We start from the raw sequence: 23,534 nt of genomic DNA, 5'->3' as shown, positions 1-23,534 counted from the left end.
GCCACATCGCTGGATTTGTTGCGGGCATCGCCGATAGGGAGGCGCAGGGAGGTCTCAGGCTATGAGCGCGCGGAGAAATAATCGTGCCGGGCAGCGCTTGATCCGGGCGCGCTTCATCATGAGCACATGGCGGGAACCAGGAATTGCGTCGCCCGTTTCCAGCCTATGAAGCCGCGCCGCGAGATCCTGAACCGGCCTGTCGTTCTCTTGGTGGAGGACGAGCTTCTCGTGCGCCTGACGCAGGTGGAAATCCTGCGCGATGCCGAGTTCTGGGTCGTTGAGGCGCAGGATGCGGACGAGGCCTTTGATCTCCTCAAAAAACGCCCGGACATCAATGTCGTGCTCACCGATGTGAACATGCCGGGTTCCATTGATGGATTTGAGTTCGCCCGCCTCGTTCGGCAGGGATGGCCGGACGTGGGTGTTCTTGTGATTTCCGGCAAAGTTGCGCCGAAGCCCGGCGATCTGCCGGACGGCACACACTTCCTGCAAAAACCGATCCGCCCCGAGGCCCTCGTTGAGGCCTTGAAGGAAGCCATGGTCCCGAGGACCCTGGAAGCGTGAAAGCTCGATTTGACTCAAGCAATTTTCATCTCTTGATCGCTTCATGAGAGAGGAGGGCTGTGCATGACCAAGCCGCGGGTTGCTTTCGGTGGGCGTCATGTTGCCCTGCCGCGATCGAAGGCCCTCAGGATCAGTCTCGGCGTTGCGTTGATATTGGGTGGAGTTGTCGGATTTTTACCCGTGCTTGGCTTCTGGATGGTCCCGCTAGGGATCATCGTGCTGTCCGTCGACCTTCCGGTTGCACGCAGGCTGCGCCGCCGCGCCGTTGTCTGGTGGGAGCGCCGCCAGCGTGCAAGACAGGGAAGGCTTTAGGTCGGGATGCGCCCTTCCGGCGTGTACTGATCGACTGCTTGGGGCAGATCGCGCGACAGGCGCGCCAGAATCTCTTCACGCGAAAGTCCGGTCTGCTGCGTCAGCGTCGCCAGAACATCAGGCCCGATGGCCTGCTCAAGCTGCTGCGGCGCGATTTCCTTGTTCGGGCCCGTGCTGACCCATGAATCGGCGACATCGCCTTGGCCGTTCTGACGGAATTGGTCGACGAGTTCGCCGAGGCCGCCATTCAGCAGGCCGCCTGCGCCGGCACCCCCGAGGCCGCCCAGCAACCCGCCGAGACCTCCAAGACCACCGAGGCCACCCGCTTGCTGACCAGGCAGTTGGCTCGGTTGCCCAGGCGTGCCGGGCTGCTGCCCACCACGTAACATCTCCGCAATTTTGTCCCGATTCTGGTAACCGGCGATGGCAAGAAGACCCAGAAGGGCGGTCATGGAAGGAAAGCCACGGCTGCTCATGTTATTGCTCCTGATGATCGAACATGAACAATGCAAACAGGAAAAGGGTTCCGGCCGAGATTGCTCAATGGATTCGTCGGAGCCAGTCTCGAACTTGCGTCACGACGCAAAAAATTCATCGATCGAATTGTCGCTCGGATATTTAAATACGCCGAGGCCGCCCCAGATAGTCGGGCATGCCCGATAAGACCGATACTTTTTCTCAGAACACCCCTTCGGCCGCCTCCGGTGCGGCCCTGAGCGCGGCTGTGCGACTCCATCTCGGCAAGCAGCTCCGTGCGCTTTATGGCGACCCGGCTGAGGATAAGCTGCCGCGCGATCTGGCCAAGCTTGCCGAGCGCGTCGCGCAGGTCATCCGCGCACATACGGAGCCCGTGGATCAGGCTTTCGTCGATGGTGTCATGGAGGCTTTGCCGAATCTCCGCGCCTTCGCGTTGTCGCTCACCGGCAAGCTCGATCAGGCTGAAGATCTGGTTCAGGATACCGTGCTCAAGGCGCTGACGAAGCAGGAGACATTCGAGGCCGGCACGAATCTTCAGGCTTGGCTTTTCACGATTCTGCGTAACGGCTTCTACTCGACCCATCGCAAGACCAGCCGCGAGGTCGAAGATGGAGATGGAGCGCATGCCGCGAGCATGATTGCGATCCCAGATCAAGAGGACAAGCTCGCGCTGCAGGATCTGTCTACCGCCCTTGAAAAGCTGCCGCAGGAACAGCGGGAGGCGATCATCCTGATCGGTGCGGAAGGCATGTCCTACGAGGATGCGGCGGAAGCTCTCGGCGTGAAGGTCGGCACCATCAAGAGCCGCGTGAACCGCGCTCGGAACCGCCTCGCTGAGTTGATGGGGGTCGCAGGCGATCGGCTTCATGGCCACACTGTCGACGCTTGATCTTAGCAGTTTCAAAGATGCTCCGCGCATCGGCATAGGGAGCACTCTCATGCCTGCGCGGGGCATCTGTCTTGGCTGCCCAAAATATCAGCGACTAGAGCGGTTGTGCTCCTGAACTTTTCCTAAGGTTTCATGGTTGAGCTGACAGCTGGTGGGTGCTCGCAAACGCTTCTCTGCCAAGGAGGGGAGCATGGAACACAGACCTCTGTCTGAACTCGGTCATGTTGCCGATCTGAAACCCTCGGAAGTTCCTGTTCTGTCGAAACGAGAACGCTTGGATCGCTGGGCGGAACTCCTCGAACGGGAGCCCGATCGCCTCCTCAGGACTCTTGACGAAATCGAGTGGAAGCCGAAGGCGGTCCGCCTTGCCATGCGCGCCGACAATTCCGCTCTGACGGTCGCTTTCAACGATCCGGTGCTGCGGACGGCAGGCCTGCTGAGCGACCGGTTCGGCGATGCGGTGAACTTCTTCCAGATCTCCGAACATGATGCGCATATCGTGCTCTGCTCGTGCCATGGGGGGCAGTTCATGCGAGCCGAAGAGGCAGCGCGTCGGGTGCGCGGGATCCGCTCTCCGAGCCTGTGGTCACTCTACTTCGGCTGGCTTAGATAAGGGCAAGGCCTCGGCGCGGTTTCAATCCTTGTAGGGATCGAACTCGCCGGGGCCCGCCATGGCTACAGCGAAGGGGCGCAAGGTGTGCTCGATCTCGATCGTGTTGCCGTGATAGGCGAGCACGTCTTCAAGACGACGGTAGACCATGGGGCTTTCGTCCACGTCGCCGCCGCGCAACAGTACGCCTTTTTCTCGCAGCCACGAATCCATCTCCTCGCGGGTGAAGCGGGGAGGGCGAACCCATTCGCCTTTCTTGTTCTTCTTGCCCTTCGCCTCCATGCGCCCGAAGAGACGGCCTGCACCGTGCACGGTGGAATAGAGGCTATCGGCACCCTGCTCGTTTTCCACGCCATGCAGGATTACCGCATTGTCACCCATGGAGCCGCCGACGAACCCGCGCTGTCCGGGAAAAGCCGGCGTCGCGCCTTTGCGCACGACCCAGTAATCGCGTCCGCCATGGTTCTCCCGCCAGACGAAGTTGTGGTGGTTGTGGACTGAATCCACGACCGTGCCGCCGATGATCTGGCGCACGCGCTCGACCACCCATTCACGTCCGGCATAGGCATAGAGACCGCCGAGTGTCACACCTGCGAGATAGCTACGCCCGATCTCGCTGTTCTGGTGAACGAGGGCAGGGGCGACCTCCATGCCGTCCTTCGCGCCGGCAAGCGCCAAGTGCTTGGTGGTGATCTTGTGCCCGAGGCCTCTGGAGCCGAAATGCACGCCGATCCAGACGAAGCCCTTCTCATCCTCGAACAGATCGACATAGTGGTTGCCCGAGCCGACCGTGCCCAATTGCTGGGACGCCATCTTCTTCAAGTCGCGGACACCCGCCTTGTCCCAGAGGGGTGAATCGAACAGTTCGTGATCGACCGCGACAGCATTCTTCTGCCCGATGCCGAAGCTGATGGTCTTTCCGATATCGCTCAGGATTCTCGCGGCTTCTCTGGCAATGTCATCATATCGGGTGTCGAGGCGCACGGCCATGTTGCCGCACGCGATGTCGAAACCCACGCCGCTGATGGAGATGTGTTCCTCATAGGCCACCACTCCGCCGATAGGATGCGCATAGCCCAGATGCCCATCTGCGCAGAGCACGCCCTTGGCCGCGCTCCCAACCCGCATGCAGCGGTTCAGTTGCTGGATCGTCCTTTCATCATGTTCGCCATAGATGCGGGTGTTCATGTGTGCTCTCAGGTGCGTCTCTGGTGTCAAACTGAATAGTGCAGGACACGTTCCTGCGAGAATTCTGCCTCTGATCCTGGCAGGCTGAGGTATTAGCTTGGCATTTTAGTGAGGCGTCGAGAGCAGTAAATTTCACAGCGTAAGCTATTAAGCTAAGGCGTCGCACAAATTTGCTTAAACACCTGAATTAAATTCTAGAGAAAATTCGCTTCTACCACTTATGAGGTATCAATCTGAACTCCAAGCCATGCTCTAAAAACAAAGGTTTCTTTGAGGATTTCTTTAAGGATAAGCATGGCAGCTACAATTTCAGTCGCGCCGACAGGCAATCAGGATATTGATGGCGTTCTTTGGAGTTCGCGCTGGAGTGATTTGAATCTCACCTACAGTTTCCCGACCAGGGCATCATATTACGGCGAGGATTACAGGTTCGGGGAGCCGCAGGACAATTTTGCCGCCTTGAGCGAGGACCAGCGTGATGCTGCACGCCAAGTCTTCGCGATGATCGCCGCGGTCACCAACCTGACCTTCACCGAGGTGACGGAAACATCCACAACTCACGCAACGTTACGGCTTGCCAGCTCGGATGCGCCGTCGACGGGTTGGTCATATCTTCCGGAACCAGCCGACGAAGGCGGAGATACCTGGTTCGGCCGCTCCAACGGCTTGTTCGATGATCCGGTTCTGGGAAGCTACGCTTATTTTGGCTTCATCCATGAAATCCTTCATTCCGTGGGACTGAAGCACGGACACGAAACTGAGGTCTTTGGGGCCATGACGTCTGCCCATGACTCCATGGAGTTCTCAGCGACCACCTACAGATCGTACGTTGACGCAGGCGTCGAGTATGTGGAGAACGAGCCCTGGGGCTATGCCCAATCTCTCATGATGTACGACATCGCCGCCCTTCAATACTTGTATGGGGCGGACTTCACCAGCAATGCCGGCAACACGGTCTATCGCTGGAGCCCGACAACCGGGCAGGAATTCATCAATGGCATCGGACAGGAGACCCCAGGCGAAAACCGCATCTTCATGACTGTTTGGGATGGCGGTGGAAACGACACCTACGATTTCTCGAAGTATGTCACGAACCTCAAAGTGGATCTGCGTCCCGGTGAGTGGTCCCGTCTCTCGACCGGACAAATCGCTCAGCTAGGCGAGGGGCATGATGCGCGCGGCAACATCGCGAACGCCCTGACTTATCGAGGCGACCCCCGATCGTTGATCGAAAACGCTTACGGTGGCGTGGGTAATGACGTGATCACGGGAAACGCCGCAGCCAACAGCCTCAAAGGGGGGAATGGCGCCGACCTTCTTTATGGGCGTGAGGGCAACGATATGCTCTGGGGCGGTGCGGGGAAGGACATCTTCTTCTTCAATACCAAACCGAGCAGCAGCTCTAACCGCGATCAGCTTGTCGATTTCTCCGTCGCAGACGATACGATCCATCTGGAAAACGCGGTGTTCACGAATTTGGGGAGTGCCGGAAAGCTCTCGGCCGCAGCCTTCTGGAAAGGCGCTAAGGCCCATGACTCAACGGACCGCATCGTCTACGATGCTGCTCAAGGCGGGCTCTATTACGATGCAGACGGAACAGGGAAGGCCTCATCCGTCCAGTTCGCCCAAGTCTCAAAGGAACTGATGATGACCTCTGCCGATTTTGCGATCGTGTAGGGTCCTCCTGGGATGTGAGCTTTTATGCCTGTTGGAGGACCGGACCGGCGACACGGGTCCTGATCGGGTGGCTTCCCAAGGGGCTTAGGATCGAGGCCGGAGATTTCTGGATCGCCTGGGGAGGGGCCTCCCCAGGCACCTTCCGCGTGCCGCTACCATCCGTCAATTTGACTTCCCGCCAGGTTTGGGGGACATCAGCGCCCTTGTGGGATAATCCCGCCCGGTTTCCTGTCGGCAAAGGCTTGTCCGCCCCTGGAGTTATTGATGGACGGTTCCGTCGCCCAGCAGAATCTATCCTTGCGCCGTTTCTCGGCGGAGCAACTCACCAGGTTCGTGGAGCGCAGCCATGCCAGGCTTTGCGCCGTGCTCGTGCTGCTGGCGCTGGCCTGCTTCCTGCCAGGCTTCACCACCCTCCAGCCTATGGACCGGGATGAGCCGCGCTACGCCCAGGCCTCCAAGCAGATGCTGGAGACTCACGACTTCGTCGATGTCCGCTTCCAGGACGAGGCGCGTTACAAGAAGCCGGTGGGCATCTACTGGATGCAGAGTGCTACCGTTGCCATCGGTGAGGCCCTCGGCATCCCTGAAGCGCGCACTACGATTGCGCTCTATCGCCTGCCGTCTCTCTTCGGTGCCATCGCGACGGTTCTGCTGACCTACTGGGCCGCTTTGGCCTTCTTCGGGAGACGAGGGGCGTTCCTGACGGCCGCTCTGATGGCCACTTGCGTCATCCTCATGGTCGAGGCGCGCCTCGCCAAGACGGATGCCATGTTGGCAGCCTGCTCGGTCGCCGTCATGGGCGGCTTGGCGCGGGCTTATTTGAGCCGGGGTGCCGGGGTTCTGCCGAGGCGGGCCCTGCTGATCTTCTGGACCGGATTTGCCCTTGGAGTCCTGATCAAGGGGCCGCTGGTCCTGATGTTCGCCGGCCTCGCGGCGGCCGTTCTCTCCTATCAGGAGCGCTCGACCCGCTGGCTGCTCACCTTAAGACCCTGGCTCGGCCTCGCCTTCACCCTGGCTATTGTAATGCCTTGGTTCGTCGCCATCGCCATCAGGAGCGGCACCGCCTTCTACTCGCAGGCGGTGGGGCACGACATGCTGGGCAAGGTCGGCACGGCCCAGAAATACCATTGGGCTCCTCCCGGCTTCTATCTGCTCTCCTTCTTCGCCACCTTCTGGCCCGGCGCGATCCTTGCCGCCATCGCGGTGCCCTTCGCCTGGATCCACCGTAAGGAGGAGCCGGTCGCCTTCGCGCTCGCCTGGATCGTTCCCTCTTGGCTCGTCTTCGAGGCGGTTCCGACGAAGTTGCCGCATTATACCCTGCCGCTGCTTCCGGCGGTGGCGATCGTGACCGTCATGGCGATCTCCCGCCACTTCGTCGGGCCGCACCGGCCCGCCGCGAAATTGGCGACGGTCCTTATCCCTTTCATTCCGGTGGGTCTGACCATTGGCCTGTCGGCGGCGAACTGGTCCTTCGACGGAACGCTGCCTTATCGTGGCCTTCCGTTCATGACGGTCGCCTCGGTGATTGCGCTTTATGCGTGGTGGCTCTTCATCAGGAACCGCATGCTGAGCTGCCTCTGGGCAGGCTTCCTGGCGGCAATCTGCTTGTCGATCGGTGTGTTTGGCTTCGCTCAGCTCGACCTGCGCTCTCTCAAGATTTCGCCGACGCTCGCCGAGGCGGTGCAGGGGCTCCCCTCCGGCAAAGTCCGTGTTGCCACCCTGGGCTACCGCGAACCAAGTCTCGTATTCTTGGTCGGCACGAAGCTGGAGATGGTGGACAACGGGGCTGAAGCTTCCGCTTTCCTGAAGCAGAGCGACTGCTCCATCGTCTTCGTGGACAAGCGCTTCGAAGTCGATTTCCGAGCCGAGAATGAGCGGAACGGCATCATTCCTGCGCTCTCGACCCGCGTTTCCGGTTTCAATATCAACAGTGGGAAGCGTGTCGATATCGCCATCTATTCCGTCGATTCCGGCTGCCCATGATTTCTTCTCTCAAGAGGGGGCCCCGAGCGGCCCTTGATCGATGAACGACTTTAATACGGTTCCGCGACTGAGCGTCGTGGTGCCCGTCAAGAACGAAGCCTTGAACATCCTGCCCCTCGTGGAGGAGATCGAGCGCGCCTGCGCCCCCCTTTCCCCCTTCGAGGTGATCTACATCGATGACGGCTCGACCGATGACACCGCGAACCAGGTGCTGGCCGCTCGTGCCACAAGGCCATGGCTGCGCCTCGTTCGCCACGAGGTCAGCTGCGGGCAGAGCGCTGCGGTGCGCACCGGTGTCCACGCGGCGCGCGCGCCGATCATCGCGACCCTCGATGGCGACGGTCAGAACGATCCGGCCTTCATTCCCCGGATGGCCGCCGTTCTTGAAGACACGACTATCGGTCTGGTCGCCGGTCAGCGCGTCGGACGCAAAGGCGCCGCCAAGCGCTGGCAGTCGCGAATTGCCAACGGTGTGCGTGGTCGCATTCTGAGGGATGGAACCCGTGATACCGGCTGCGGACTCAAGGTCTTTCGCCGGGACGTCTATCTGCGCCTGCCTTATTTCGATGCTCTTCACCGCTTCATGCCCGCCCTGGTTAAGCGGGAGGGCTATCGGATCGCCCATGTGGATGTGGTCGACCGGCCCCGTCATGCGGGCCAGTCCAATTATGGCCTCTTCGACCGCCTGTGGGTCGGTATCCTCGATCTCGCCGGCGTGTGGTGGCTGATCCGGCGTCGTCGCCGTGTGCCCGTTGCCCAGGAAGTTCTCTGATGCTGATGCGTCTGTCCCACGATATCGGATTGTACTTCTACGACATCGTCATCGCCCGTTTCGACCTCTGGGCCGCCTTCGGCGTACTTGCGCAGTTCGTCTTCGGCGCCCGCTTCATCGTGCAGTGGATCGCGAGCGAGAAGGCGGAAAAGAGCGTCATCCCGATGGGCTTCTGGTTCCTGTCCATCGCGGGCGGGTTGATGACGCTCATATACGGATTCGTCCGCCGCGACATCGTCATCATCTCAGGCCAAGCCCTCTCGGTCTTCATCTATGTCCGCAATCTCATGCTGATTGCGAGGGAGGCACGGAAGAAGGCCGAAACCGAGGTGGAACTGCCGACTTAATCCGTTTCCCGCAGACGGGCGAAGCCCGCATCGAGATCGCGCTTGAGGTCCTCGAGATCCTCGAGGCCGATATGAAAACGCAGCGCGTGGCCGCTCGGCTCCCATTTCGTCGCGGTGCGGTAGCTGGCACAGTTGAACGGGATCACGAGGCTCTCGAATCCGCCCCAGGAGTAGCCCATACCGAAGAGGGCAAGCCCGTCGAGCATCGCCGCCAGCGCCTTGTCCGAACATGGCTTGAGGATGACGGAGAAGAGGCCGGACGAGCCTTTGAAATCTCGCTTCCAAATCTCGTGGCCCTGGTAGGTTTCGAGCGCCGGGTGCAGTACCTGCGCCACCTCGGGGCGGGCGGCGAGCCAACGCGCCATCTCGAGGGCCTGCTTCTCATGCTCGCGCAGACGAAGCGCCATGGTGCGAAGGCCGCGAAGCCCCAAGAATACATCCTCCGGCCCCGGGCACATGGCGAAGGCGTCGTAGGCCGCCCGCAGGTCCTTGAAGCAGCGCTCATTGGCCGAGACCATGCCGAGCAGAAGGTCCGAGCCGCCACTGAGATACTTCGTGCCCGCCTCGATGGCGAGGTCGACGCCTCGCTCATGGGGCGGGAAGAGCAGGGGGGTCGCCCAGGTATTGTCCATGAGAACGACTGCCCCGTGACGGTGCGCGACCTCGGCGATGGAGGGGATGTCCTGCATCTCGAAGGATTGGGAGCCGGGTGCTTCCGTAAAGACAGCTGCCGTGTTCGGGCGCATCAGAGCTTCGATTCCGGCGCCGATCGACGGATCGAAATAGGTGGTTTCCACACCAAATTTTTTGAGCATCCCGTTACAGAACTGCCGCGTCGGCAGGTAGACGGAATCGGTGATCAGCAAGTGGTCGCCGGCCTTGAGGCACGACATGAGGGCAACTGTGACGGCAGCAAGCCCCGATGGGGCTAGCACCGTGCCGGCCGCACCGGTAATTTCCGTCCAGGCCTTTTCGAGCGCCTCGGTGGTTGGAGTCCCCTTCGTTCCATAGGAATAACGGCCCCGCCGATGCAACAGATCGTCTGTCGTAGGGTAGAGAACCGTGGAACCGCGATAGATCGGCGTGTTCACGAAACCATGTTGCTCGAAGGGCTCTCGGCCCGCGTAAACGAGGCGGGTGCGTTCTGCGAGGTCGGCGGGCTTGGAAGGAAGTTTGGACATCGGCTCAAGGGCTTGCTGAAGGGGGCTTGATCTGAGGCCGAGCGCGGCTTGGCGTCAACCCTCTGAAGAAAAAGCGTTCCATCAAGACTTGACCGGTGATCAATCATGGAATGTGATGGATCCGATGCCGCCTCGATCGATGCGGCGTGGAACGGTCTGACCGTGGCTCGGCTGGGGGAATAAAAGAACAGGCGAGCCGAATGGAACTATTGGGAGAATATACCAGCATGAAAAAGGCTCTCATCTCGATTGCCTTCGGCCTGACGGCGAGCCTGCTCGCGACGGGTGCTTCCGCGCAGGCAACCCTGAACAGCGTAAAGCAGAAGGGCTTCCTGACCTGCGGCTCGAACACCGGTCTCGCCGGCTTCGGCCTGCCGGATGCCCAGGGCAACTGGACGGGTCTCGACGTGGACCTCTGCCGCGCTATCGCCGCAGCGATCTTCGACGATCCGAGCAAGGTGCGCTACATCCCGCTCGCCGCTAAGGACCGCTTCACCGCGCTCCAGTCGGGCGAAGTGGACGTGCTGTCCCGCAACTCGACCATGACGATGTCGCGCGATACGCAGCTCGGCCTCGACTTCCCGGCCATCAACTACTTCGACGGCCAAGGCTTCATGGTCCGCAAGAAGCTCGGCGTCTCCTCCGCCAAGGAGCTGAACGGCGCTTCGATCTGCACCCAGCAGGGCACCACCACCGAGCTCAACCTCGCCGACTACTTCCGTGCCAACAACATGAAGTACGAAGTCGTGGCCTTCGCCACCTCGGACGAGACCTTCAAGGCCTATGACGCCGGCCGCTGCGACGCGTTCACCACCGACGCTTCGGGCCTCTACGCCGAGCGTCTGCGCGCTTCGGCTCCGGACGATCATATCGTTCTGCCCGAGATCATCTCGAAGGAGCCTCTCGGCCCGGCAGTCCGTCACGGCGACAACCAGTGGGGCGATATCGTCCGCTGGGCGCATAATGCTATGCTGAACGCCGAAGAGCTCGGCGTGACCAAGGCGAACGTCGACCAGATGAAGGGCTCCGACAACCCGGAGATCAAGCGCCTCCTCGGCACCGAGGGCAAGTTCGGTGAGGCTGTCGGTCTGACCAACGACTGGGCCTACCGAATCATCAAGCACGTGGGCAACTACGCCGAAGTGTTCGAGAAGAACGTCGGCGAAGGCTCCAAGCTGAAGATCAAGCGCGGCCAGAACGCTCTCTGGACGAAGGGTGGCCTGCAGTACGGCATGCCGATCCGCTAACCGGATCTTCTTGAGAATGGGGGCGTCCGGATTCCCGGGCGCTCCCTAATAACAAAAACTGCCGCTCGTTCATGGCAGCGACAATTGCATGAACATGGGGGGACGGCCAATGAAGCCTGCCGTCAGAGGATAGAGTTCAGTGCAGACCGTTGTCAGCCAGACATCGCCACCTAAAAAATCAATTCTCTACGACCCGAAGGTCCGTGGAGTGTTTTATCAGGTCCTTCTCGTCGCCATCGTCGGCTATCTGTTCTGGATAGCGGCCACCAATGCCATCGAGAACCTGCAGCGGGCGAAGATCGCCTCCGGGTTCGGCTTCCTCAACAACACCGCCGGTTTCGACATTAGCCAGACGCTGATTCAGTTCAGCGCGGCGGGCTCCGATTATGGCGATGCCTTCGTCGTCGGCCTGCTCAACACGCTGATCGTGTCGGCCATTGGCATCTTCTTCACCACGATCCTCGGCTTCCTGATCGGCATTGCCCGCCTGTCCAGGAACTGGATGGTGGCGAAGGTCGCCATGGTCTACGTGGAGACGCTGCGCAACATCCCGCTGCTGGTGCAACTGCTGTTCTGGTACATCGCTGTGCTCGGACCGCTGCCGCAGCCGCGCAACTCCATCGAGATGGGAGCCGGCTTCTTCCTGAACTCGCGCGGCCTGTTCATGGCGCGCCCGGTCTATACGGCGGATGCGTGGGCAATTCCGGCGGCGCTGGTGATCGGCCTCGTTGGCAGCTTCATTTACCGCCGCTGGGCCAAGGCACAGCAGGAGAGAACCGGGCGTCAATCTCCTGTCGGTCTCGTGACCCTGGGGCTTGTCCTTGGCCTTCCGATCCTCACCTGGATCGTGCTCGCGATTATGGGCGCCAACCCAATCAGCTTCGAGCTACCGCGGAAGGGTACCTTCAACCTGACGGGCGGCATGCAGATCCTTCCCGAGTTCGTGGCGCTCCTGCTCGGCCTCACCACCTATACGGCGGCCTTTATCGCCGAGGTGGTGCGCGCCGGCATCCTGGCCGTCTCGAAGGGACAAACGGAGGCTGCGGGCTCGCTTGGCCTGAAGCCCGGACAGACGCTGCGCCTCGTGGTCATCCCGCAGGCAATGCGTGTCATCATTCCGCCGCTGACGAGCCAATACCTCAACCTGACGAAGAACTCGTCGCTGGCGGTTGCGATCGGTTATCCCGATCTCGTGCAGGTCTTCATGGGCACCGTGCTCAACCAGACGGGTCAGGCTATCGAAGTCGTCGTCATCACCATGGGCGTGTATCTCACGATCAGCCTCGTGACCTCGGCCCTGATGAACATCTACAACCGCCGTGTGGCGATCGTCGAACGGTAAGGACATCCGATGAGCACGACCGTCGATATTCCTCGTTTCGTCCGCGCCAAGCAGGTGGAGGCACTGCCTCCGCCCAACCTCGCGCGCGGTCCCATTGCCTGGGTTCGTGAGAACCTGTTCTCCGGCCCCTTCAATACCTTGCTGACTCTGGTGGTGTTTTACCTCCTCTATGTCAGCGTTCCGCCCCTGGTGAAGTTTCTCTTCATTGATGCGGTCTGGAGCGGCACCGACCGTGCCGCCTGCCGCGCCGATATGGGTGGTAGCGAGACGGGGGCCTGCTGGGCCTTCATCCGCGAGAAGCTGGGTTACTTCACATATGGCTCCTACACCGTGTCGGAGCGCTGGAGGGTCGATATCTTCTTCGCACTGCTGGCCATTGGCGTGGGCTGGCTTCTGTGGCTGAAGGCTCCGCGGCGTGATCTGGGCGCAGTCTATTTCTTCTGGCTGTTCCCGATCCTCTCCTACATCCTTCTGACGGGCGGCAATTCGGATTTCAGCGGCCGTTTCTGGATCGGCTTCCTGATCTTCGGAGTTCTGCTGATTGCGCTCTTTGCTTTCGTGGCAGCGATCCTCAAGACGTCGCTCCGGCCTGCGCTCATCATCGCAGGGGGCATCGTCGCCGTGATCGGCATCACGCTCGCGCTGATGGATATCGATTTCGGTCTGCGTCATGTGCCGACCTCCCTGTGGGGCGGCATTCTCGTGACGCTGCTGGTGGCTACCGTGGGCATCGTGTTCTCGCTGCCCTTCGGCATTCTCCTGGCCCTCGGTCGGCGCTCGAAGCTGCCGATCGTGCGCATGGCTTCGGTGATCTTCATCGAGTTCGTGCGTGGCGTGCCGCTGATCACCGTGCTCATCATGGCCAACACCATGCTGCCGCTCTTCCTGCCGGGCGACATGACGGTGGACCGCCTGCTGCGCCCCCTCATCGGTACGGCGCTCTTCGCCTCCGCCTACATGGCCGAGGTGGTGCGCGGCGGCCTTCAGGCCATGCCAAAGGGCCAGTACGAGGGCGCGATGTCTTTGGGCCTTAACTACCCGCAGATGATGATCCTCATCATCCTGCCGCAAGCCCTGCGCATCGTGATCCCAGGCATCGTGAATACCTTCATCGGCCTGTTCAAGGATACGTCCCTTGTAGCGATCGTCGGCATCTTCGATGTGGTCAAGACGATCGAGGCCTCGCGCATCGATCCGAACTGGGCCGCACCCACCATCGGTCTGACGGGCTACGCTTTCGCAGCCCTGTTCTATTTCATTTTCTGCTTCGGCATGTCGCGCTACTCGCTCGGTGTCGAGCGGCGCCTCGCAGCAGGTCAGAAACGGTAATTTCATGGCAACGACAATGACATCCCAAGCAGTTCAGACCTCCGCAATCGATCCGAAGGCCGAGGCCGCAGTGCAGATGATAGACGTGCATAAATGGTATGGTGAATTCCACGTGCTGCGTGACATCAATCTCAGTGTGCGTCGCGGCGAGCGCATCGTGATCTGCGGGCCTTCGGGCTCGGGCAAGTCCACCATGATCCGCTGCATCAACCGTCTGGAAGAGCACCAGAAGGGCCGCATCATCGTCGATGGCACCGAGCTGACGAACGACCTCAAGCGCATCGATGAGGTGCGCCGCGACGTCGGCATGGTGTTCCAGCACTTCAATCTCTTCCCGCACCTGACGATCCTCGAGAACTGCACGCTCGCGCCGATCTGGGTGAAGAAGATGCCCAAGAAGGACGCGGAAGAGATCGCCATGCACTACCTGAAGCGGGTGAAGATCCCCGAGCAGGCGAACAAGTATCCGGGCCAGCTCTCGGGCGGCCAACAGCAACGCGTGGCGATTGCCCGCTCGCTCTGCATGAGTCCCAAGATCATGCTGTTCGATGAGCCCACCTCCGCGCTCGACCCTGAGATGGTGAAGGAAGTGCTCGACACCATGGTGGGGCTGGCGGAAGAGGGCATGACCATGCTCTGCGTCACCCACGAAATGGGCTTCGCCCGCCAGGTGGCTGACCGCGTGATCTTCATGGATTACGGGCAGATCGTCGAAATGAACACGCCCGACGAGTTCTTCAAGAACCCGCAGCACGAGCGTACCAAGCTCTTCCTGTCCCAGATCCTGCACTAAGCGGATCGGTGAAATGCAAAAGGCCCCGGAGTTTCTCGGGGCCTTTTTCTTTTGTTGTGTTCGGATATCAGTTTTTCTTCGCGGGTCCCGTTCCTAGCGGCAAATCCTCCCGCGCCCCCCATTCGGCCCAGGCGCCATCATAGATCGCCTTCATTGGATGGCCTGCCGCCTCGAGGGCGACACCAACAATGGCCGCCGAGACGCCGGAACCGCAGGTGGTGATCACCGGCTTTTCGGGATCGATGCCGGCCTCTTTCAAGGCCTGCTCGATTCCCGCCTTGTCCTTCAGCTTGCCGTTTTCGACGATTCGGCCGAAGGGCAGGTTGAGGCTTCCCGGAATGTGACCTGAGCGAAGACCCGGGCGGGGCTCGGGCGCTTCGCCGCGGAAACGCTCGGCCGGGCGTGCATCGACCACTTGCGCAGCGTGTGTCCGAAGAGCCTCCTGAACGGCAGAGACATCCGCCACGGCCGCGGTGTTGAAGGACGGCTTGAAGATCTTCGGTTCGCGTTTCCTCTCGGGCCCGGTCTCGACAGGGCGGCCTTCCGCCTTCCAGGCCGGGAAGCCGCCTTCGAGAATCGAGACGCTGCGAGCGCCGAAGACCTGAAAGGTCCAGCGGACGCGCGGAGCGGAGAAAAGACCAGCGCCATCATAGACGACGATGATCGTGTTCTCATCGATGCCCATATCGCCGACCGTTTTCGCAAACACCTCCGGCGAGGGCAGCATGTGAGGCAGGGAGGACGAGGTGTCCTTGACCGTATCGATATCGAAGCGCAGTGCGCCTGGGATGTGGCCCGCCAGGAACTCGGCGTCAGGGTCGCGGTTCTGCGTCGGCAGGTACCAGGAACCGTCGATGATCACGACACTCGGATCGTCCAGATGCTCCTGCAACCGTGCGGGTGAAACGAAGAGCTGGGACATGGCGATGCTCCTGATGATCGGTTTCTTGGAGAGATAGGGTCTTCAATCGATGAGGGACAGGCGAACGCGGCGGTTCTGCTTGCCCTTCTTTTCGATGTCGGTAATCACAGCCTGGCCGATCTCGCCCGTGCGGCGCACATGGGTACCGCCGCAGGGCTGAAGGTCAATGCCCTCGATCTCCACCAGGCGAACCCGGCCCGATCCGCGCGGCGGTTTCACCGACATGGTTTTCACCAGCCCCGGATTGGCATCGAGCTCCTCATCGGTGATCCAGCGGTCGGTGACGGGCGCGTCCTGTGCGATCAGCGCATTCAGCTTGTCGGTCAGGTCTGCCTTGTCAAGCCCGGCGTCGGGAATGTCGAAATCGAGTCGTCCATCGCCATCGCCAATCGCGCCGCCGGTAACCGGGTAAGGCAGGACGACGCTCAGGAGATGAAGCGCGGTGTGGACGCGCATGCGCTTGAAGCGGCGCTCCCAATCGAGCTGCAGCTCGATATTTTCGCCCGGGGCAAAGCGGGAGGCTGCTTCCGAGCCGACGAGATGCATGATCTGCGAGCGATCGGAGCCGTAAACCGTGTTCATGACATCGACCGTCTCGGCGTTCGAACGCAGGATCACACCCACATCGCCTGGCTGGCCGCCGCCTTGGGCGTAGAACACGGTGCGGTCGAGAATGACGCCGCCTTCGGGCGTCACGCCGAGCACGGTCGCCGTGCAGGAGCGGGCATAGGCATCGTCGCGAAACAGAAGAGAAGTGGCTGTCATGGTCATTCCGAAAGGCGGAAGCAGGAGCGTTCCTGCATGAGGGCACCGATGCTGACGGCAAGCAGCCTGATGGGTCAAGACGCTTCCGTGGTCTCATGGTCGAGAGCATGCAGGCTGCACCCATCCCGGCATCCAGCATCGGATAGCCCGTCCGGCCGCTCCGCCGAGCTTTCAGGTTTCGCGGATCGTTCTCCCACGGAAATTTTTCGAAACGCGGCGTGTGCGATTTTCCGGCAGGTGTGGATAAGTATGCAGAAGCTGATGGTTGAAATCGCGCCAGACACCTCACTCGAAAATTTTTGCGCGTCCTGAGGCTGCTCAGGGCGTTCGGCAACGAGATTCTGTGGCGTTTCACATCTGGCGCGGACGGATCTCCTGGAATGTCGGGCGGGGCAGGGCGAGGGACTTCGACAGACCGCGCCAGGACGGCCCTGATATAAGGCGTGAAGACCTGGAAGGGCTTTCCTGACCGATTCACAGAAAAACAGCTTGGCTCTGGTGGTGGAGATCGCCGTCTCCGTAGCCTGCAGGGCAGGCTTCCGCATCATGGGAAGGCGTGAGCCTGCCAGCTGCAGCGAATCGTCGAGAGCCGTGGGTGAACCATCGAGCTACCAGCGGGCCGCACCTCCCAAGGGTCGCAGGCCATCAGCGGGTTCTCCCATGATCGCGAGGCGCAGAACCGGTGTGCCCGTCTCCAGAGCGACTGAGAGAGCTGAATTGCCGCCCAGGCGGTGATCGTCACGAAACCAGACAAGGACAGGAAGACGACGGCATTTCTCCAAGGCGCACATTGAAGGAGAACCTACTGCTGCGCTTTGAAAAGCTATGCGACACGAAAGCGCGCGAGCTCCAAGCGGGCGGCACTGCCGATGGTAGAAAATGCCTGATTACCGGGGAGGGGAAGAAGTTGGCTCCGGCGGTAGGATTCGAACCTACGACCAACGGATTAACAGTCCGCTGCGCTACCGCTGCGCCACGCCGGAATAAGCCATACCTTCAGGAGACTTTCGCCTCTTCTCGCCGAGCCTGCCGGAGCAGCTCTCGTCGGCGACGGTGCGTGGCATATAACACGAGTTTGGCGGGGTGCAAGCCCCTTTCGTGAGCTATCTCGCAAAACGGGCTGTTGCTCTTTGGAATGGCCCTTGCTATGAGGCTCCCGCCGCGTTCGCGGTACGCCCCGGATGGCCTCGTGGCGGAGTGGTTACGCAGAGGACTGCAAATCCTTGCACCCCGGTTCGATTCCGGGCGAGGCCTCCAAGTCGAATTTCTGAGGCAATCTCCATGGTCGATTTCTCGCAAGCGCGCCGGATGATGGTTGATAGCCAGCTGCGCACTTTCGACGTGAACGACATTCCGCTGCTCGATGCCATGGACAGCGTTCCGCGCGAGAAGTTCGTTCTCCCCGGCCGTGAGGAGCTTGCCTATATCGATCAGGACATTCTGGTCAGCGACAGTACGACCAGCCGCTACATGCTATCTCCCATGAACCTGGGCCGTATGATCCAGGCTCTTGGAGTCGAGGCCGGCGAGAGGGCACTCGATGTGGCCTGCGGTCGCGGCTATGCCGCTGCCGTGTTCGACAAACTCGGCGCTCAGGTGACGGCTCTGGAATCGGACGAGGCTCTCGCTCACGCCGCCAGGAAGAGCCTTGTGGCGGCGGGTGCAGGAGGGGTCGAGGTGGTGACCGGTCCACTCGACCATGGCTATGCCAAGAATGCTCCCTACGACGTCATTCTCATCAACGGCGCTGTTGATCTGCGTCCCGAAGCGCTTCTGCAGCAGCTGGCCGAAGGCGGCAGGCTGGTCTGCGTGAAGGGCCGCGGCCGCGCGGCCCGGGCGACCCTCTATGTGCGCTCTAGCGATGCTTTCGGTGAGCGCGCCCTCTTCGATGCTGCGGCTCCCGTTCTGGCGCCCTTCGTCCAAGAGCCCGGCTTCACGTTCTAGATCCTTACTAAATTCCTAATTCCACTCACAAATAGTGTCGCTTTTTTGCGCCACCCCCACACTAAAATTCATCACGGTGAAGGGGGGCTGTTGCCGACTCAAACGCCATAGTTATTGTTGCGCTTTGAATGATCCGAGTTTTGTGAATCGGTTTCGATCCCGATTGTGCGTATTGAAATCGTTAGGCAGGTGGGCGTGAACGGGAAGCAATCCAGCAACAAGTATCGTATGCTCCTTGGAGTCATGGCCTCCGCATTCGTGCTGGCGGGCGCGAACAATGTTTCGGCCGAGACGCTGGAAAGCGCTTTGGCCAAGGCCTATGGGAACAACCCGAACCTGAATGCCCAGCGCGCCGGCGTTCGTGCAGCCGATGAAGACGTCGCTCAGGCGAAGTCCGGGTATCGCCCGCGTATCAATGCCAATGCGGAGATCTCGCGCACCTACTCGAAATATGACCCGAGGACACCGCGCACGATCTTTGGCGGCGGCGAGCAAACTGAGTGGCTGACGCCCCGTGGATACGGCGTTGAACTCACCCAGCCTATCTTTGACGGCTTTCAGACCGACAACAGGGTTCGGCAGGCGGAATCCGGCGTTCTCCGCTCGCGAGAAGACCTGACCAACGTCGAGCAGGATATGCTGTTCAGCGCTGCCAGCGCCTACATGAACGTGCTGCGCGACACGGCCATTCTCGATCTCCAGCGCAACAACGTCGAGGTGATCGACGAGCAACTGCGCCAGACACGGGACCGCTTCAACGTCGGTGAGGTCACTCGTACGGACGTGGCTCAGGCCGAGTCGCGCTTGGCCGCGGCGCGCTCCCAGGCAAGCGCGGCCGAGGCCAATTTGCGGACCAGCATCGCGCAGTACCGTCAGTTTGTCGGTGTCGAGCCGCGGCAGCTGGCACCTGGCCGTCCGCTCGACAGGCTGACGCCCCGGACTGTGGATGCGGCTCTCAAAATTGCACTTGGAGAGCATCCGGCCATCAAGGCTGCCCAGCATGCCGTCGATGTCGCCGAGCTTGCCGTGAAGGTTGCTCAGGGGGCACTCGCTCCGCAGCTGGGGGTGAGCGCCTCCGTGACCCAGTCCTATGATGTGCAGACTTCCGGGGACGAGAGGTTGGCCGCCTCGGCTGTCGCAAGGCTGACTGTTCCGATCTATGAAGGCGGGCAGGTCTATGCCGAGGTCCGGCAGGCTAAGGAGCAGGCCGGCCAGGCTCAGCTCCAGGCAGACTGGGTTCGCGATCAGGTGCGCGCCGCAGTCCTGTCGTCCTGGGGTGATCTCGAGGCCGCTCGCGCGCAGATCCAGGCTGCCCAGGCCCAGATCGATGCGGCCGAGACGGCTCTCAGCGGTGTACGCGAGGAGGCCCGTGTCGGCCAGCGCACGACCCTCGACGTGCTGAACGCTCAGCAGGAACTGCTCACGGCCCGGGTGAATCTGATCCAGGCGCAGCGTGATCGGGTGGTGGCGTCCTACCAGCTCGTTCAGTCCATGGGACGCCTCAACTCCCGCGCTCTGGGGCTCGCTGTGAATCACTACAGCCCAAGGATTCACTACGATCAGGTCAAAGATCTCTGGATCGGAACGACCACGCCTGATGGTCGTTGATAAGTATCGGGGCCAGGGCAATTTAGTTCTGGCCCCGCTTGTTTTCTGTAAGCCTGCGTAAAATACTTAAAAACATTCTCAAGAATGAGATTCTAAAACTCTATTTTATTGGGTGGGGCTATGGGTTCGATGAACCTGAAGGTCAATGAACCATCGATGGAAGATATTTTAGCTTCCATCCGTCGCATTATTTCCGAGGATCATGAGCCGGCGCCTGAGCCGACAATCCGGGAGCCCGAACCGACGCCCCTGAAGACCGTCCTGGACATCACCGAGCAGCATGTGTCTTCTGGGCTTTATACCCAGCCTCCGCCTTCTGCCGTCGAGGAGAAGCCTTTCATCCAAGACGGTCCGTTCCAGGAGGAGCGCTCCGTCGCCCGTCTCGCGGAGACCTACGAGGCGGAACGGTCTGTTCCTCCGGCGGCTGTGGCAATGGTGCGGGCTCCTCAGGCCTTTGCTCAGCCCTGCGAACGGAACCCCGGCGAATCCCTCTTGTCCCGGATGACGGAAGCCTCCGTTTCCGAGGCCTTCGGGCGGCTGAGTGCGGTTCGCGCGCCGAGCCAGCCTCAGACCGTCGAGGACCTGATGAAGGAGATGCTGCGGCCCATGCTCAAGGTATGGCTCGACGAGAATCTTCCGGCCCTCGTGGAACGGCTGGTGAAGGCCGAAATCGAGCGCGTGACTCGCGGATAAATCCCAAGTTTTCCGTCCATCGGTTGACTTCGTCCCATCCGTCCGGTTTGTAGCCGTCTTGCCCGCGCGTTTGGCGCGCCAACTGGCCGGTATCGCATCATGATGGACAAGACGTTCGACCCTGCTTCCGTCGAAGCACGCATCGCCACCCGCTGGGAGGAGGCCGAGGCCTTCAAGGCCGGACGGCCGGATCGCAAGGGCGCGGACCCCTATACCATCGTCATCCCGCCGCCGAACGTGACGGGCTCGCTCCACATGGGGCATGCCCTCAACAACACGATCCAGGACATCCTCTGCCGCTTCGAGCGCATGCGCGGCAAGGACGTGCTCTGGCAGCCAGGCACCGATCATGCGGGCATCGCCACCCAGATGGTGGTCGAGCGCAAGCTCATGGAGAAACAGATCCATCGCCGCGAGCTCGGCCGTGAGGAATTCGTCAAGCGCGTGTGGGAGTGGAAGGAGGAGTCCGGCGGCACGATCGTGCGTCAGCTCAAGCGCCTTGGCGCCTCCTGCGACTGGTCGCGCGAGCGCTTCACCATGGACGAGGGCCTGTCCAAGGCTGTGCTGAAGGTTTTCGTGGATCTTTATAAGCAGGGCCTGATCTACAAGGACAAGCGCCTCGTGAACTGGGATCCCAAGTTCCAGACCGCGATCTCCGATCTCGAGGTAGTCCAGGTGGAGGTGAAGGGCAATCTTTGGCACATCCGCTACGCCATCGAGGGCATGCCCGAGCGCGCCATCACCGTTGCCACCACGCGTCCCGAGACGATGCTGGGCGACGTGGCGGTTGCCGTGCATCCCGAGGACGAGCGCTACAAGGATCTCATCGGCAAGTTCGCCATCCTGCCGCTGGTGGGCCGACGCATTCCGATCGTGGCGGACGAATATTCCGACCCTGAGAAGGGCACGGGCGCGGTGAAGATCACGCCAGCGCACGACTTCAACGATTTCGAGGTCGGCAAGCGCCACAAGCTGCCGCTCATCAACATCTTCGGTACGGAAGCGCAGCTCGCGCTCTCCGGCAACGAGGGCTTCCTCGAAAGCCTTCGGCAGACGGACGACCTCAAGGCCGTGATGGCTCTCGACGGGCTCGACCGCTTCGAGGCGCGCAAGCGCATCGTCGCGATGCTCGAGGAGCGCGAGGTTCTCGTTCAGATAGAACCGAACACGCATGTGGTCCCGCATGGCGACCGTTCGAACGTGGTGATCGAGCCTTATCTCACCGATCAGTGGTATGTGAACGTGAAGCCGCTGGCGGATCGTGCGCTCGATGCCGTGCGCAAGGGCCAGACCAAGTTCGTGCCGGAAAATTGGGAGAAGACCTACTTCCAGTGGCTCGAAAACATCGAGCCGTGGTGCATCTCGCGCCAGCTCTGGTGGGGCCATCAGATCCCGGCCTGGTATGACGATCAGGGCAACGTGTTCGTCGCACATTCTGAGGAGGATGCGAAGGCCGAAGCGCGCGCCAAGCACGGCAAGGACGTGGCGTTGAAACGCGACGAGGACGTGCTCGACACCTGGTTCTCCTCCGCGCTCTGGCCGTTCTCGACGCTGGGCTGGCCGGACGAGACGCCGGAACTCAAGCGCTATTACCCGACCAACACGCTGGTCACGGGTTTCGATATCATCTTCTTCTGGGTCGCCCGCATGATGATGATGGGCCTCCACTTCATGGACGAAGTGCCCTTCGATACAGTCTACATTCACGCACTCGTCCGTGACGAGAAGGGTGCGAAGATGTCGAAGTCGAAAGGCAACGTCATCGATCCGCTCGACGTGATCGAGCAGTATGGTGCGGATGCGCTGCGCATGACGCTCACCTCGATGGCCGCGCAGGGGCGCGACATCAAGCTGTCGGTTCAGCGCGTCGAGAATTACCGCAACTTCGCGACCAAGATCTGGAACGCGGCCCGCTTCGCCGAGATGAACGAGTGCAAGCGCATCGCGGGATTCGATCCGAAGTCGGTGAAGGAGACCCTCAACAAGTGGGCGCTCAGCGAGTGCGCGAAGGCAATCAACGAAGTCGCGGCCGGAATCCAGGCCTACAAGTTCAACGAGGCGGCGGGTGCTGCCTATCGCTTCGTGTGGAACGTGTTCTGCGACTGGACGCTGGAGCTCGCCAAGCCCGTGCTGCAGGGGGCGGATTCTCCTGCGAAGGATGAGACCCGCGCCACCATCGCGTTCATCCTTGATGAAATCTGCAAGCTCCTGCATCCCATCATGCCCTTCCTCACGGAAGAGCTGTGGGAAGCGAAGGGGCAGGAGGGGCCGAAGCGCGAGACGATCCTCGCGCTGGCTCCCTGGTCCAACCTCGATCACCTCATCGACCCGCAGGCCGAGGCCGAGATCGGCTGGGTGGTGGACCTCGTCACCGAGATCCGCTCCGCCCGTTCCGAGACGAACGTGCCCGCCGGTGCCCAGATACCGCTCGTACTCGTCGCGTCTTCCGCCGACGTGAAGGCTCGTGCGTATCGCTGGGGCGATATCGTGAGGCGCCTCGCGCGCCTCTCCGATATTTCCTTCGCGGATGCCGCGCCGAAGAGTTCGATCCAACTCCTCATCCGCGGCGAAGTGGCGGCCCTTCCGCTCGAAGGCGTGATCGATCTCGATGCCGAGCGCGCACGCCTCGCCAAGGAAATCCAGAAGCTCGATACGGAAATCGGCAAGATTGACGCAAAGCTCGGGAACGCGGATTTCATCAAGCGCGCACCGGAAGAGGTCGTCGAGGAACAGCGCGAGCGCCGTGAGGAGGCTCTCGCCCGCAAGACGAAGATGGAGGAGGCGCTGGGCCGTCTGAAGGACGCGTAGCTATCCTTCTAAGGCACTCCGTCATGCCCGGCACAAGGCCGGGCATCCACGTCTTTGAATCGCGGTGCCCAAAGACGTGGATG

The 23,534-nt window shown here is 61.1% G+C and carries 21 protein-coding genes and 2 tRNA genes; 17 read left to right on the top strand and 6 right to left on the bottom strand.

Features of this window, described 5'->3' with window-relative positions:
- Positions 1–126 precede the first annotated feature (126 nt).
- On the top strand, positions 127–564 hold the full coding sequence (locus AA309_RS07905; RefSeq protein ID WP_425286857.1) for a response regulator: 438 nt from the start codon (positions 127–129) through the stop codon (positions 562–564).
- Between the two features lie 63 nt (positions 565–627).
- Positions 628–876, top strand: a complete 249-nt coding sequence (locus AA309_RS07900) for a hypothetical protein (RefSeq protein ID WP_047188464.1) — start codon at positions 628–630, stop codon at positions 874–876.
- Here AA309_RS07900 and AA309_RS07895 read toward each other — a convergent pair.
- Positions 873–1,352 carry a YidB family protein gene (locus AA309_RS07895; protein WP_047188463.1) on the bottom strand — a complete coding sequence of 160 codons (480 nt, stop codon included), beginning with the start codon at positions 1,350–1,352 and terminating at the stop codon, positions 873–875. The two genes, AA309_RS07900 and AA309_RS07895, sit on opposite strands and share 4 nt — an antisense overlap.
- A 176-nt stretch (positions 1,353–1,528) precedes the next feature.
- Here AA309_RS07895 and AA309_RS07890 point away from each other — a divergent pair, with 176 nt between their 5' ends.
- Both AA309_RS07890 and AA309_RS07885 read left to right on the top strand, forming a co-directional pair.
- Positions 1,529–2,242 carry a sigma-70 family RNA polymerase sigma factor gene (locus AA309_RS07890; protein ID WP_047188462.1) on the top strand — a complete coding sequence of 238 codons (714 nt, stop codon included), beginning with the start codon at positions 1,529–1,531 and terminating at the stop codon, positions 2,240–2,242.
- A 190-nt stretch (positions 2,243–2,432) separates the two neighbouring features.
- Positions 2,433–2,855, top strand: coding sequence for a hypothetical protein (locus AA309_RS07885; protein ID WP_047188461.1), 423 nt, complete (start codon positions 2,433–2,435; stop codon positions 2,853–2,855).
- Positions 2,856–2,876: 21 nt separating this feature from the next.
- Here AA309_RS07885 and AA309_RS07880 read toward each other — a convergent pair whose 3' ends face one another.
- A complete protein-coding gene (locus tag AA309_RS07880; protein WP_047188460.1) occupies positions 2,877–4,040 on the bottom strand; it encodes an RtcB family protein in 1,164 nt (387 codons plus the stop codon).
- 294 nt (positions 4,041–4,334) lie between these two features.
- Between AA309_RS07880 and AA309_RS07875 the strand changes: the two genes are divergently transcribed.
- The 4 genes from AA309_RS07875 (at position 4,335) to AA309_RS07860 (ending at position 8,819) form a co-directional block, all read left to right on the top strand.
- Positions 4,335–5,717 (top strand): M10 family metallopeptidase, encoded by a 1,383-nt coding sequence (locus AA309_RS07875; RefSeq protein WP_052954541.1) that lies wholly within the window; start codon positions 4,335–4,337, stop codon positions 5,715–5,717.
- 264 nt (positions 5,718–5,981) lie between these two features.
- A complete protein-coding gene (locus AA309_RS07870) occupies positions 5,982–7,700 on the top strand; it encodes an ArnT family glycosyltransferase (protein WP_052954540.1) in 1,719 nt (572 codons plus the stop codon).
- Between the two features lie 40 nt (positions 7,701–7,740).
- Entirely contained in the window at positions 7,741–8,472 is a 732-nt protein-coding gene (locus AA309_RS07865; RefSeq protein ID WP_047188459.1) for a glycosyltransferase family 2 protein, read from the top strand.
- Positions 8,472–8,819, top strand: a complete 348-nt coding sequence (locus AA309_RS07860; protein WP_047188458.1) for a lipid-A-disaccharide synthase N-terminal domain-containing protein — start codon at positions 8,472–8,474, stop codon at positions 8,817–8,819. Before AA309_RS07865 ends, AA309_RS07860 begins: the two co-directional genes overlap by 1 nt.
- Here AA309_RS07860 and metC read toward each other — a convergent pair.
- Complete coding sequence (gene metC, locus AA309_RS07855; RefSeq protein WP_047188457.1) at positions 8,816–10,000, bottom strand: cystathionine beta-lyase; 1,185 nt, start codon at positions 9,998–10,000, stop codon at positions 8,816–8,818. The two genes, AA309_RS07860 and metC, sit on opposite strands and share 4 nt — an antisense overlap.
- Positions 10,001–10,227: 227 nt before the next feature.
- On the opposite strand from metC, the gene AA309_RS07850 reads away from it, so the two are divergent.
- The 4 genes from AA309_RS07850 to AA309_RS07835 all read left to right on the top strand — a co-directional run bounded on the left by AA309_RS07850 (position 10,228) and on the right by AA309_RS07835 (position 14,711).
- On the top strand, positions 10,228–11,247 hold the full coding sequence (locus AA309_RS07850) for an amino acid ABC transporter substrate-binding protein (protein WP_047188456.1): 1,020 nt from the start codon (positions 10,228–10,230) through the stop codon (positions 11,245–11,247).
- Between the two features lie 139 nt (positions 11,248–11,386).
- Positions 11,387–12,589, top strand: coding sequence for an amino acid ABC transporter permease (locus AA309_RS07845; protein WP_047188455.1), 1,203 nt, complete (start codon positions 11,387–11,389; stop codon positions 12,587–12,589).
- A gap of 9 nt (positions 12,590–12,598) precedes the next feature.
- Positions 12,599–13,918, top strand: a complete 1,320-nt coding sequence (locus tag AA309_RS07840) for an amino acid ABC transporter permease (protein ID WP_047188454.1) — start codon at positions 12,599–12,601, stop codon at positions 13,916–13,918.
- Between the two features lie 76 nt (positions 13,919–13,994).
- Complete coding sequence (locus AA309_RS07835; RefSeq protein ID WP_425286859.1) at positions 13,995–14,711, top strand: amino acid ABC transporter ATP-binding protein; 717 nt, start codon at positions 13,995–13,997, stop codon at positions 14,709–14,711.
- Positions 14,712–14,778: 67 nt separating this feature from the next.
- Here AA309_RS07835 and sseA read toward each other — a convergent pair whose 3' ends face one another.
- From sseA to AA309_RS07820, 3 genes are all read right to left on the bottom strand, one after another.
- The gene (gene sseA, locus AA309_RS07830) at positions 14,779–15,633 is read right to left on the bottom strand and encodes a 3-mercaptopyruvate sulfurtransferase (RefSeq protein ID WP_047188452.1); all 855 of its coding nucleotides are present in this window, start codon (positions 15,631–15,633) and stop codon (positions 14,779–14,781) included.
- A 42-nt stretch (positions 15,634–15,675) separates the two neighbouring features.
- A complete protein-coding gene (locus tag AA309_RS07825) occupies positions 15,676–16,398 on the bottom strand; it encodes an alanyl-tRNA editing protein (RefSeq protein WP_047188532.1) in 723 nt (240 codons plus the stop codon).
- A gap of 908 nt (positions 16,399–17,306) precedes the next feature.
- Positions 17,307–17,381: transfer RNA gene (locus AA309_RS07820), tRNA-Asn, on the bottom strand.
- Between the two features lie 200 nt (positions 17,382–17,581).
- Here AA309_RS07820 and AA309_RS07815 point away from each other — a divergent pair.
- The 5 genes from AA309_RS07815 to AA309_RS07795 all read left to right on the top strand — a co-directional run bounded on the left by AA309_RS07815 (position 17,582) and on the right by AA309_RS07795 (position 23,451).
- A tRNA-Cys gene (locus AA309_RS07815) sits at positions 17,582–17,655 on the top strand.
- 24 nt (positions 17,656–17,679) lie between these two features.
- Positions 17,680–18,342 (top strand): protein-L-isoaspartate O-methyltransferase family protein, encoded by a 663-nt coding sequence (locus tag AA309_RS07810; protein WP_047188451.1) that lies wholly within the window; start codon positions 17,680–17,682, stop codon positions 18,340–18,342.
- Positions 18,343–18,570: 228 nt separating this feature from the next.
- On the top strand, positions 18,571–19,950 hold the full coding sequence (locus tag AA309_RS07805; RefSeq protein ID WP_047188531.1) for a TolC family outer membrane protein: 1,380 nt from the start codon (positions 18,571–18,573) through the stop codon (positions 19,948–19,950).
- Between the two features lie 156 nt (positions 19,951–20,106).
- Positions 20,107–20,643, top strand: a complete 537-nt coding sequence (locus AA309_RS07800; protein WP_047188530.1) for a PopZ family protein — start codon at positions 20,107–20,109, stop codon at positions 20,641–20,643.
- Between the two features lie 99 nt (positions 20,644–20,742).
- On the top strand, positions 20,743–23,451 hold the full coding sequence (locus tag AA309_RS07795) for a valine--tRNA ligase (RefSeq protein ID WP_047188450.1): 2,709 nt from the start codon (positions 20,743–20,745) through the stop codon (positions 23,449–23,451).
- The last annotated feature ends 83 nt before the right edge of the window (positions 23,452–23,534 follow it).

The sequence above is a fragment of the Microvirga vignae genome (assembly GCF_001017175.1).
GTDB classification, from domain to species: Bacteria; Pseudomonadota; Alphaproteobacteria; order Rhizobiales; family Beijerinckiaceae; genus Microvirga; species Microvirga vignae.
This window is presented reverse-complemented; position numbering and strand designations above follow the sequence as displayed.